The sequence below is a fragment of the Ulvibacterium sp. genome, assembly GCF_028285715.1.
Taxonomy (GTDB): Bacteria; Bacteroidota; Bacteroidia; order Flavobacteriales; family Flavobacteriaceae; genus Ulvibacterium.
In genome coordinates this window covers 60,580-72,972 of record NZ_JANQOO010000036.1, presented here as the reverse complement: position 1 = coordinate 72,972, position 12,393 = coordinate 60,580, and the positions used below count along the sequence as shown (strand labels likewise).

At 44.0% G+C, this 12,393-nt stretch carries 10 protein-coding genes; all 10 read left to right on the top strand.

The window, feature by feature from the left end:
- The gene (locus Q0993_RS21735) at positions 1 to 801 is read left to right on the top strand and encodes an SDR family NAD(P)-dependent oxidoreductase (RefSeq protein WP_299537497.1); all 801 of its coding nucleotides are present in this window, start codon (positions 1 to 3) and stop codon (positions 799 to 801) included.
- 12 nt (positions 802 to 813) lie between these two features.
- Positions 814 to 1,965 (top strand): extracellular solute-binding protein, encoded by a 1,152-nt coding sequence (locus Q0993_RS21730; RefSeq protein WP_299537495.1) that lies wholly within the window; start codon positions 814 to 816, stop codon positions 1,963 to 1,965.
- Position 1,966: 1 nt separating this feature from the next.
- Complete coding sequence (locus Q0993_RS21725) at positions 1,967 to 2,734, top strand: enoyl-CoA hydratase/isomerase family protein (protein WP_299537493.1); 768 nt, start codon at positions 1,967 to 1,969, stop codon at positions 2,732 to 2,734.
- 11 nt (positions 2,735 to 2,745) lie between these two features.
- Positions 2,746 to 3,792, top strand: a complete 1,047-nt coding sequence (locus Q0993_RS21720; RefSeq protein ID WP_299537491.1) for a lactonase family protein — start codon at positions 2,746 to 2,748, stop codon at positions 3,790 to 3,792.
- Positions 3,793 to 3,853: 61 nt separating this feature from the next.
- A complete protein-coding gene (locus Q0993_RS21715) occupies positions 3,854 to 5,056 on the top strand; it encodes a CaiB/BaiF CoA-transferase family protein (protein WP_299537489.1) in 1,203 nt (400 codons plus the stop codon).
- Entirely contained in the window at positions 5,056 to 6,114 is a 1,059-nt protein-coding gene (locus Q0993_RS21710) for a mannonate dehydratase (RefSeq protein ID WP_299537488.1), read from the top strand. The genes Q0993_RS21715 and Q0993_RS21710 overlap by 1 nt, the downstream gene beginning before the upstream one ends.
- Before the next feature lie 43 nt (positions 6,115 to 6,157).
- On the top strand, positions 6,158 to 7,537 hold the full coding sequence (locus Q0993_RS21705) for a sugar porter family MFS transporter (protein ID WP_299537487.1): 1,380 nt from the start codon (positions 6,158 to 6,160) through the stop codon (positions 7,535 to 7,537).
- A gap of 1 nt (position 7,538) precedes the next feature.
- Positions 7,539 to 8,327 carry an SDR family NAD(P)-dependent oxidoreductase gene (locus tag Q0993_RS21700; RefSeq protein ID WP_299537485.1) on the top strand — a complete coding sequence of 263 codons (789 nt, stop codon included), beginning with the start codon at positions 7,539 to 7,541 and terminating at the stop codon, positions 8,325 to 8,327.
- 2 nt (positions 8,328 to 8,329) lie between these two features.
- Positions 8,330 to 9,535: a CaiB/BaiF CoA-transferase family protein gene (locus tag Q0993_RS21695; protein WP_299537483.1), complete on the top strand. Its 1,206-nt coding sequence runs from the start codon at positions 8,330 to 8,332 to the stop codon at positions 9,533 to 9,535.
- Position 9,536: 1 nt separating this feature from the next.
- Entirely contained in the window at positions 9,537 to 12,203 is a 2,667-nt protein-coding gene (locus Q0993_RS21690) for a GH92 family glycosyl hydrolase (RefSeq protein WP_299537481.1), read from the top strand.
- The last annotated feature ends 190 nt before the right edge of the window (positions 12,204 to 12,393 follow it).

Here is a 12,393-nt window from a genome sequence, read left to right as displayed (position 1 = left end):
ATGAAAAATATCGACTTAAGTGGAAAAAAAGCCCTGGTCACCGGTGGAAGCCAGGGTATCGGTGCCGAGATCTGTATGCAGTTGGCGCAATGTGGCGCCGATGTTTTCATCAATTATAACACCAGTAGGGATAAGGCCGAGGAGTTGGCCAAGGAAATTAGGGGAAGACATGGAGTAAATGTTACCTATGGTGGCGCAAACGTGTCCAATGCAAAGGAGGTAGAGGCCATGTTCCTTCAAATGGATGATGAAATGGGGGCTATCGATATTTTAGTGAACAATGCGGGTTGCGAATCTGTGGTTCATGTTTTGGATATGGAAGAAAAGGACTGGGATAGGGTAGTGGATGTCAATTTAAAAGGGCCTTTTTTATGTGCACAACAAGCAGGGCAGAGAATGGAAAATAGCGGTGGTGGCGTCATTATCAATATTTCCTCCATTCATGATGTGGTACCAAGAAAAGGTTTGATACACTATTGCTCCGCCAAGGCAGGGCTAAAAATGTTCTCCAAATGCCTTTCCTTGGAGTTGGCAGATAAAAACATTAGGGTAATTTCCATTGCTCCTGGAGCCATTGAAACGAACATGAATCGTGAGGAAATCGCCAAATTTGGTAAGGACAAGTTCGAAAATTGGATTCCCCAAGGAAGAATTGGCGAGGTTGCGGACGTGGCCCATACCGTAGTATTTATGGCCAGTGACTTGGCAGGTTATATCAATGGGGCCGATATTTATGTGGATGGAGCTTATATGAACCACACAATTCAGTACGACCCCAGACCTAAACGAAAAAAGGAATAAGCACTTTCGGTTATGTCTCAAATAATTACATTGAAAGGGATTGCCTGGGATCATCCCAGGGGATATGAGCCTTTGAAGGCTACCTCGGCGGCATTTGCCCTGGGACATCCGAAAATTAGAATCGATTGGGATATCCGTTCCTTGAAGGAATTTGGGGACACCCCCATTGAGGATTTGATTGGTGCTTATGATTTGATTACCATAGACCATCCCTATATGGGCCAGGCACATTCCAACAAGCTTTTAGTACCATTGGAGGAGAGATTGTCGGAAACTGCATTGGATGAATACAAGAATCAATCGGTCGGACCAAGTTTTGAATCCTATTTTTACGAGGGTCATTTATATGCACTGCCCATTGATGCGGCCGCTTTAGTGGCAGCCTCAAGAAGTGGTTTGATTTCTAGCTTAAATCTCAAATTTCCCAAAACCCGTAGGGAATTGTTCGACTTTTACAAAAAGGTCCCTTCAAAGTATTCCGTTGCTTGGCCCTTATGTGCCACCGACTTGTGGTGTACTTTTTTGACATTGTGTGCTCAGGACGGGGGGAGGGATTTTCTCAAGAATCGAAGGATTGACGAAAGATTGGGTAGTACGGTTTGGGACGAATTAAAAGAGCACTTGAAATACCTACACCCTGAATCCTTGAATTGGAACCCCATCCAGGTCTTAGATCATATGGCGGCGGATGATGAAATTATCTATTCTCCTTTTTTATTTGGATATACCAACTATTCCAGGGAGGGCTACGCCAAAAATGTTGTACATTTCGGCAATAGCCCTACAAATCCTGCAAGTGATGTTTCGACCATTTTAGGAGGAGTGGGACTGGCGGTTTCCGCAAAATGTAAACAGATGGACTCGGCGGTTGCTTATGCGGATTACGTGGCACGGGCAGAAACACAGGAAGGCCTGTATACCAAAAATGGGGGACAGCCCGGTAATTTGATTGCATGGGAAAGTGCTCCCAATAATGTGCTTTGCCATGACTTTTTTGACGAGACCCGGACAACCATGGAAAGGGCGTACGTACGTCCAAGGCATAAAGGATGGAACAGGTTTCAGGAACAAGGGGCCGAATTGTTGCATAGTGGTCTCTTAAAAAATAGTCCGTCACATAAGGTAATTAAAGACTTGAATTTACTATACCAATCAATTGGCTGATATGAAGGGTACCTACAAGAATATTGAGATACAGATAAAGGACAGCATAGCCGTACTTCGATTTAATAGGCCTGATCAACTCAATGCCATGAATCGGGAAATGATGGATGAAATCATTGCCGGTATTGAGGAAATAAATACGAGCGACAAGGCAACGGTCGCTGTAATCATGGGTGCTGGCAGGGCATTTATGGCAGGTGCCGATATTAAGGAATATGGCAGCCAGACCCCGGAGCAGTTTAAGGCTTTCCAGGATAGGGGAATACAATTGTACGAGACTATCGAACATGCCCCAAAACCATGGATTGCAGCGGTAAATGGATTTGCATTAGGGGGAGGTTTCGAAATAGCGCTTTCCTGCGATATGATGTTGGCCTCGGAATCGGCAAAAATGGGCCTTCCCGAAGTTTTTTTGAGTTTGGTTCCGGGCGGAGGCGGCACTCAGCGCTTAATTCAGCGCATAGGAATTAATCGAGCCAAGGAAATACTGTTTACAGGTGCGCAATACAGTGCAGCTGCACTTTTTGATTGGGGCATTGTAAATCATGTATATAAGGACGAAGAATTTGAAACCGAGGTTTTACGCTTTGCAGCGAAGCTGACCCGAAGACCGTCCGGAGCGATCCAACAACTTAAAAGGTTGGCACACTTAAGTCTTTCCCCCATTCCTTTTGATCACAAAATTGAGGAAGAAGGTCAGGCGGTAACCGGACTTTTTTATAGTAAGGAGGCCCAAAAGGCTATTCAAGACTTCATTGATAGATCCTAAAAGAAACCGTTATGTTGACTTTTTTTATTGGCAGTTATACCGAATATATTGTACCCGGTTTTGGAGGTATAGGGCATGGTATCTATACCGTTCAACTTAATACGGACACCGGAGGTTTGGTTACTTTGCGTACGGAGAAGACACGAAATCCGAGTTACTTGACCATTAGCGATGACACCAAATTTCTATACTGTGTTACGGAACTTGACGAAAGTGAAGCCCCCAAGGTAAGGGCCTATAGAATCAATACCGATTTTTCCTTGGAGTTTCTGAACGAACAATCGATTTCCGGAGGGTATCCCTGTCATTTGGTAATCCATGAAAACAATATCTTGGTAGCATGTTATGCTTCTGGAAGTGTTATTCAATTTCCGTTGGATGCCTCGGGAAAATTGATGGAAGCCAAGAATGCTTGTAATCATAAAGGTTCCAGTGTAAACAAGGAGCGCCAAGAGGCGCCCCATGCCCATCAAGTAGCCATTCACCCGAACAAAAAGGATATTTATGTTTGTGATTTGGGTATTGATACGATAAAAGCCTATCGTTTAGAAGGAACGGAATTGGCTCCGAACGAAACTAAGGATTGTGAGGTTTCCCTAGGAGGAGGTCCACGGCATATGGTTTTTAACATGGAGGGCAGTTTGGCCTATGTCCTTAATGAGTTGACAGGTACCCTATCGGTAGTACAAAATAGGAATGGCTTGTTTGAAGAAACAAAAACCTATGCTACCTTACCCGAGGATTACAAGGGAACTCCAAGTGCTTCGGCGATACGCTTGCATCCTAACGGAAAATACCTTTATGTGGCCAACAGACAACTGGATGCCCTGACCATCTATCGTATTGTTGATGATGAGTTGGAATTGTTGGATTATCAATACACAAAAGGAAAGGAAATACGGGAATTCAACATAACTCCTGACGGTAAATGGTTAATAGCATGTCATCAGAATTCACACGATACGGTAGTTTACAAAATTCAGGAAGATGGAAGGCTTTTGGAGACCTATAGAACCCAAGAGATTTTGTCTCCGGTTTGTGTTGTCTTTCCAAAGTAATACCAAGAAGGGATTTGTAAAGATTTGGAATGAAAACAAAGCCGCCATCCAACAATATAAAATGGAGCACAAAGAAACAGAAGGCCCTTTAAAGGGGTTGGTGGTCGTCGATTTTACGCAACTGGCACAAGGTCCTTGGGCGACCCAGATGTTGGGGGACATGGGGGCCGATATCATCAAAATTGAACCTTTGAAAGGCGATTGGATGCGCCATTACGCCTATGCCAATATGTATCCAGGGGGTGAAAGCATTTCGTTTGTAAGCTTCAATAGGAACAAACGCAGTATTGCCCTAAATCTAAAAGATGCAAAAGGTATAAAGATAGCAAAAGATATTATTAAGAAAGCGGATATTTTGGTGGAGAACTTTCGTCCCGGGGTTATGGAAAGACTGGGACTGGGGTATGGGGAAATGAAAATATTGAATCCGGGATTAGTGTATTGCTCCAGTTCGGGTTACGGTTCCTCTGGCCCTTATCTGCAGAGACCAGGACAGGATTTGTTGGCCCAATCCATTAGTGGGACTGCGGCACTGAATGGTCTTAAAAATCAAATGCCGATAGTAACCGCCGTTGGCCAGGCAGATTTATTGACAAGTCTTTTTATTAATCAATCCGTTTTGGCGGCTATTTATTCACGAGGGCGAACAGGTAAGGGCCAGAAGATAGAAGCCAATTTGTTGAACTCTGTAGTAGGTTTTCATACTCAGGAGGTCACGGCTTATTTACATAGGGGCGAGAATCCCGAACGGAGCAAAAGCGGCATTCCAAACCCTTGGCTCGGTGCGCCCTACGGATTGTATAACACCAAGGATGGCTATGTAGCCATTGGCATGAATTCCGTACAAAGACTGGCACAGGTTATTGGCTTGGAGAAGTATGCCACTGAAGAATTTGCTTCGAACAATATTATGGAAAGCAGGGACGAAATCCGCTTTGCCTTCGATGCTGTTTTCAAGACCAAAACTACGGATGAATGGTTGAAAATTCTTTTGAAAGATGATATTTGGTGCTCCCAAGTGAATACCTTTGATGAAATGGTACAAGATCCACAGATTGAGCATAACCAAATGATTATTGAAATTGATCATCCCACTATCGGAAAAGTCAAAACAACGGGCTTTCCAGTTTGGTTCAGTGATACGCCTCAAAAAATCTACAGACCGGCACCTCTTTTAAATGAAAATGCCAAGGAAATTCTCGAAGAATTTTGTGGGTACAGCGAAGACGAAGTAAACGCATTCAAAACTGAAAATAAATCATAATGAAGCTTGGATTTGGATTGTATAGGCATATGCTCAATACGGAGCACTATAGGTTTGCAAAGCAGTGTGGTGCCACACATTTGGTCATTCATTTGGTGGATTATTTTGGACATAATAAGGAAAACGCGGACCAGCCCATTGGTGGTAAGGAAGGTTGGGGAAGGGCTGGGAATCCTAATAAAATTTGGTCGTTTGAAGAATTAGCGGCCATCAAAAAGGAAATCAACGAACATGGGTTGGAATTAGAGGCCATAGAAAATTTTGATCCGGCCCATTGGCATGATATCTTGCTGGATGGCCCCAAAAAAGAACTTCAAATGGCAAATCTAAAACAGTTGATCCGCAATGTGGGCCAAGCAGGAATCCCTACTTTTGGCTATAATTTTTCCTTGGCCGGGGTAGCAGCAAGGACTCAAGGCTCATATGCTAGGGGAGGAGCCGTTTCCGTAGGTATGGAGGGCGGGGATAATACCCCAATACCCAATGGCATGGTCTGGAATATGATGTATGACGAAAATGCCCAGGAAGGTACGTTGCCCAAGATTGACCATGATGAACTTTGGAACCGTTTACAATATTTTTTGGACGAGATCTTGCCGGTTGCGGAAGAAGCCGGAGTTAAAATGGCAGCACATCCGGACGACCCACCGATGCCTTATGTTCGGGATACCCCTAGGCTGGTCTATCAACCTGGTATGTATCAAAGATTGCTCAATATGAATCCGAGCCCGTCCAACCATTTGGAATTCTGCCTGGGCTCCATTACCGAAATGACGGAAGGCGATATTTATGAAGCCACTGACATATATAGCAAGCAAGGTAAAATCAGTTATATCCATTTCAGAAATATCGTTGGGAAAGTACCCCATTATAAAGAGGTTTTCGTTGACGAGGGCGATATTGATATGTTCAAAATTTTAAAGGTTCTCAAGAAAAACAACTTCGATGGGGTTTTAATCCCAGACCACACACCACAAATGACCTGTGATGCACCATGGCATGCTGGTATGGCCTATGCTATGGGCTATATGAAGGCAGCCATTTCATTATTGGAATAAGCAATTTGTGAGAACAATACCTAACCAAAAACAAATTCCAATTATGAAAAACAATGTTACTTTTTTAGCCGTAATCGCAGCACTTGGAGGCTTCTTATTCGGATATGATACAGCGATTATTTCCGGTACCATCGGTTTTGTAAAAACACAATTCGAACTCAATACCATTTTGGAAGGTTGGTATGTAAGCTCAGCACTGGTGGGCACCATTTTAGGGGTTTCCGTTGCCGGGATTCTTAGCGACAAATTCGGGCGGAAGCACATATTGATTATATCAGGGATTTTTTTCGCCCTTTCGGCGATTGGTTGTGCGGTATCAGGTTCGTTCATTAGCTTGGTGATTTATAGAATTCTTGGTGGAATAGGTGTTGGTATTGCTTCCATGCTGTCACCTTTGTATATCTCGGAGATTGCCCCTGCCGAAAAAAGGGGAAGATTGGTCGCCTTGTATCAATTGGCCATAACCTTTGGTATTCTAATAGCCTATTTTGCCAATGCCTATTTGCTATCACTTTCGACCTCGGAAAATGTAACGGCTACCTCAGGACTGACCCATAAAATATTTGTCGCCGAGGTGTGGCGTGCCATGTTGGGTAGCGAAACTATTCCCGCTACACTTTTTCTTTTATTACTTTTTACCATACCCAAGAGCCCGCGTTGGCTTACCATGAAGGGTAAAAAGGAACAGGCCAAAAACATTTTATTACGGTTTGTAACCAAAGAGGAAGCCGATATGGAGATACAAAATGTTGAAGATGTGCTGTCCAAGGAGTCTGGCGGAATTAAAGCTGTTTTTTCAGGCCCCTTTAAGCTGGCGATGATCATTGGAATTTCATTGGCGCTGCTCAGTCAAGTAAGTGGAATCAATGCTATTATATACTACGGACCAAAAATTTTGGAAGAAGGCGGCCTACAGTTGGGTGAGGCCCTTGGCGGCCAAGTAGTGATTGGCATTGTTAATGTATTGTTCACTTTTGTGGCCCTTTGGAAAATTGATGATCTAGGGAGAAAACCTTTACTCACCTATGGTATAATAGGAATCATGATTTCCTTGTTGATGGTTGGGTTATTGTTCTATTTCGAGGTAAACAATACCTACCTATTAATGACCTTTATACTTGCCTTTATTGCCTGTTTTGCTTTCTCTTTTGGCCCTGTGGTATGGGTGCTGCTTTCGGAAATATACCCGTTGAAAATTCGTGGTGCGGCCATGTCCGTAGCTACTATGGCGGTATGGGTGGGTACTACTTTTGTGGGGCAAATGACGCCTTGGTTTTTGGAAAACCTAAAACCCTATGGTACGTTTTGGTTTTTTGCGGCCTGCATGATTCCGGCAGTTTACATGGCTGTAAAGGTTCTTCCGGAAACCAAGGGAAAGACTTTGGAGGAAATAGAAAATTACTGGTTGACAAAAAAGGGATAATATGGATCGTCTTAAAGGTAAGGTAGCCATTGTCACTGGAGCTGCCGATGGTATTGGATTGGCCATAAGCAGGGCTTTTAGCGCTGAAGGGGCAACGGTGGTCATGTGCGATATCAATGGTGATAAATGTGGCGAGGAAGCCACGAAATTGATGGTGGACAATGCGGTTGTAAGAAGTCATTTTTGCGATGTGGGTGTTACCGCGGATGTACAAAATGTAGTACAAAGGACCTTGGCGGAATTTGAAAGGGTAGATATCCTGGTCAACAACGCGGCAGTCGCCATATCGGGGGATATTCGTGAGATGCCCGAGTCGGACTGGGACAAGGTAATGAACGTCAATTTAAAAAGTGTGTTTAGAGGTATTAAGGCGGTATTGCCCTATATGCTACAACAACGATCCGGAAGCGTTATCACCCTATCATCGGCACAGGCCTTCCGGAGCTGGGACGATTGGACGGCCTATGCCGCCGCTAAAGGCGCCATTCTTTCCATGAGCAATCAATTGGCCGGACAATTTGGACACGAAAATGTACGCTTTAACACCATTTCTCCGGGGGCCATACTTACACCCTTAAATGAAAAAAGAATTGCCAAGGAAGGGCAGGGCTTTTTGGAGGGCAGCATTGGGCAAGCTGCCATGCTCCGCATGGGTGAAGCCGAAGAAGTAGCGATGACCGCTGTTTTTCTGGCGTCCGATGAGGCCAAATTTATTACGGGAGAAGATATTAAAGTAGATGGAGGATTGACCAGTCTCCCCAGATATATAGATAAAACAAAAAACAAGTAACAATGCAACAAGCACTGGAAGGAGTGAGGGTATTGGACTTTTCACAATTGTTACAAGGCCCTTTCGCCACGCAAATGATGGGTGATCTGGGTGCCGATGTCATTAAGATCGAAAGAAACGGTAGTGGTGACCTCTATCGGGGCATGACCTTTTTTAATCAGTGGATTGCTGGTGATGAATCACCTTGCTTTATGGCCTGGAATCGGAACAAACGTTCCCTGGCTATAGATATAAAATCCTCCCAAGGCAAAGTAATCATTTACAAATTGGCCGAGAATGCAGATGTATTGGTAGAGAATTTTCGTCCGGGGGTAATGGAGCGGCTGGGTTATGGTTATAAGGATTTAAAAAAGATCAATCCACGCATCATTTATTGTTCGGCCAGTGGTTGGGGCGATGATGGGCCTTATTTAACCCGCCCTGGTCAGGATTTATTGGTACAAAGTGTAAGCGGCGCCATTATGACGAGTGGTAAAAACTCGGACGGCCCTGTGGCCATTGGGACGGCACTTTGTGATCAAGTAAACGGGCTCAATTCTGTCTATGCTATCCTTGCCGCATTGTACTATCGTGAAAAAACAGGTAAGGGTCAGCAAATAAAGACCAATCTATTATCCTCGGCCATTGCCTTTCAAATGCAGGACTATTTTACCATCCAGAATTTAGGACAGACTTTTGAACGCCCTGAATCCAAAATAGGGCATCCGGGTAACGGAGCTCCTTTTGGTATGTACAAAACAAGCGACGGATATCTTACCATAGCCATGAGTCCTTGGCCCAAGTTGGTGAAAGCCCTAGGAGACGAATCATTAATGCGGTACAATGACCCGCAAGTGCTTTTTGACCATCGGGATAAAATTCATGGTATTATAGAAGCTATTACCGTCACCAAAACTACCGATGAATGGCTGGGGATTATGTTGGGCCTTGATCTTTGGGTAGCCAAGGTAAATGACCAAAAAGATGTGGAAGGGGACCCTCAAGTCATTCATAACGATACTTTTATTGAAGTAGATCATCCAAAGGCAGGAAAAGTAAAAGTGACCAATATTCCATTTACGATGAGCGAGACACCTGGACATATAAAACGTTCATCTCCTCTTATTGGAGAGCATGGAGCGGAAATTCTAATGGAAATAGGGTATAGCCAAGGGGATATAGAAAATTTGGTTTCGGAAAATATTATCAGCATTGAAAAGATTACATGATATGAGGTGTCGTTTCAAGAAGAACAATCTTATTATCGCCTGTCTTTTGCTTTGTTTTGGTTGTAAACGGCATTTAGAGGAAGCTGTCCAAACGGAATCCATAAATCCGCTACCTAGGAAAACGTACTTGGGCTATGTGGATACCCGAGTAGGTACGGCCCCCAGTATTGCGGATATCACCGTTACAGAAGTTGAGGAGCCACTCGGGTATGTATCTCCGATTGTGGGCAATCCTTCGGCCTTGACCCATTGGACTCCCCAAACCGCAAAGTGGACCGATCGCGTGATAACCGTTCCCGTTCCTTATTGGTACGACCAAAAAAAGATTCAAGGTTTTCGCGGTACGCGATATCCGAATGGAGCTGTTGTCGGTGATTGGGGACCCTTATCCCTAATGCCACTTACCGGAGAAGTTAAAATTGATGCCGACAACCGTGCCTCCAGGTTTGGCCATGATTCCGAGATTGCCAAACCGCATTATTATTCGGTTCAATTGAACGACTACAGTATAAAGGCTGAATTTACGGCCGCTTCCCAAACCGGTTTCTTTCAGTTTACCTTTCCAGAATCCGAGTCGTCTTCGGTAGTTTTTGATGGAGTGTATGTACCAGGGTTTTATAAGGTGATTCCCGAAAGGAATGAGATTGAAGGTTACACGGTTATCGCTGGACATTTTAAGAATCACTTTGTGGCCAAGTTCAATAAAAAATTTGAAGCATACAACGTTGACTTGTTGCCTAATGTGGTAGATACCGATTTGGTGCCTGACGGATTTAAAGCAGCCTACTACAACAACGATAAATTGGAAGGAGAACCAGATGTATTCGTAACCTATTCCAAATTGAATTACAATTGGTTGAAAGCCCCTGCGGAGGGCGTCAAGGACGATTTCTTTTCGGCAAGGTATACGGGTACCCTTGTAGCCAGGCATTCCGGAGAACATACCTTTGAATTAACGACCAAAGACGGTACACGAATGTATATCAATGACGAAATGGTCATTGACCAATGGAAGTATCGGGCAACTGGAAACAACATATACAAGATAAACCTTACAAAGGGCAAGAAATACGACATACGTATTGAATATTACGATGGTTCCAGTACTACCGAGATGCATCTCAGATGTGCGGAACCCGTGCCACCGAACCCTGCTCTTGGTCCCCATATGGCACTCAAGGGAGCCGATGGGAATGCAGTTTATGTAACCTTCGCCACTGAGGATCAGGAAAAGGTGAAGATGAAGGTGGGCACTTCCTTAATCGATATTGCGCAGGCACGGGCAAATATGGAAAAAGAATTCCCCCATTTTGATTTTAACAGAGCAGTAGCCAATAGCGCCGATGTTTGGGAGAAGGAATTGAATGGGATTCAAGTAGAAGGCGCCGATAATGATAAGGCGATTTTCTACACGGCATTGACCAAATGCTTTGTAAATCCTCGCAACTTGAGCGAAGGAGGTAGATATTTTAGCCCGTTTGACTTCCAAATACATGAAGGGGTCATGTATACTGATCTATCGCTCTGGGATACGTTCCGTTCCCTGCACCCGTTATGGGTTATTTTAAAACCCCAGGAAACTACCGATATCATAAATGGAATGTTGAATACATACCAACAAGGAGGTTGGCTTCCCAAATGGCCCAATCCCTGGTACCGTAGCATTATGATGGGCACCCATGCCGATGCCGTTATTGCCGATGCCTATATAAAAGGAATTCGCGGTTTTGATACGGACTTGGCCTTTGAGGCCATGTTAAAGAATGCCACTGAAAAAGGGAACCGTGGTTTTTCGGGTCGGGTAGGTATTGAGTATTTCAATGAGATAGGTTATGTACCCACGGATATTTTTGGATTTTATGGAGAACCTGTAGCAAGGACTCTGGAGTTTTCCTATGATGATTATTGTATTGCCCAAATGGCCAAAGCTTTGGGTAAGCATGATTATTTTGAGGACTTTATCCAACGATCCAAACGATATATCAATGTCCTGGATAAGGAAACCGGTCTAATTCGAGGGAAAAAACAGAATGGGGAGTGGTTGCCACCATTTGACAAAAGTATTAGTGTCTGGGCGCAAGGAACGGACCACGATACCGAGGTGTATTACAGGAACCATACGCTGTTGGTTCCCCATGACATTCCAGGTTTGTCCGATTTTATGGACGGTGATGATAAACTCATCGCATATCTGGACGATTTTTTTGAAAAGGATATGTACTATGTTGGTGACGAATTCTCCATGCATGCACCGTATATGTACAACAGTTTGGGCGCTCCGTGGAGAACACAAAAAGTGGTGCGGGACATGTTGGCCAAATATTTCTTTGATGATGTAGGTGGGTTACCGGGGAATGATGATTGTGGACAGGTATCCTCTTGGTATGTCTTTGGGGCTATGGGTTTTTACCCGGCCTTACCGGGCACCCCGTTCTATGAAATCTGTAGTCCCTTATTCAAAAAGGTTCAGGTAAGCGTTGGCAAGGGAAAGGTGTTTACTGTAGTCGCCAACAACAACTCTAAAGAGAATGCTTACATCCAATCGGCTACCTTAAACGGGGAGCCTTATAATTCAAGTCGATTACATCATGATGCGATTGTCAACGGCAGTGAATTGATCTTTCAAATGGGCCCAGAGCCCAATAAAGAATGGGGTATTCAAAGATGATTTGAGAACTTCAAGTGAGAGGTTCAAAAATAGGGTTCCATAATACCTTTTCTTTAAGACCTATTTAAATCATCTACTAGATCTAAAGCTTTCCTTTAAACGTATTATTTGCCCTTAGGACGAATTTGGCTTCTCAAATGATAGTCCGTTTGTAATTCCAAAACAACAAATGCCCTAAGCCTCACCACCA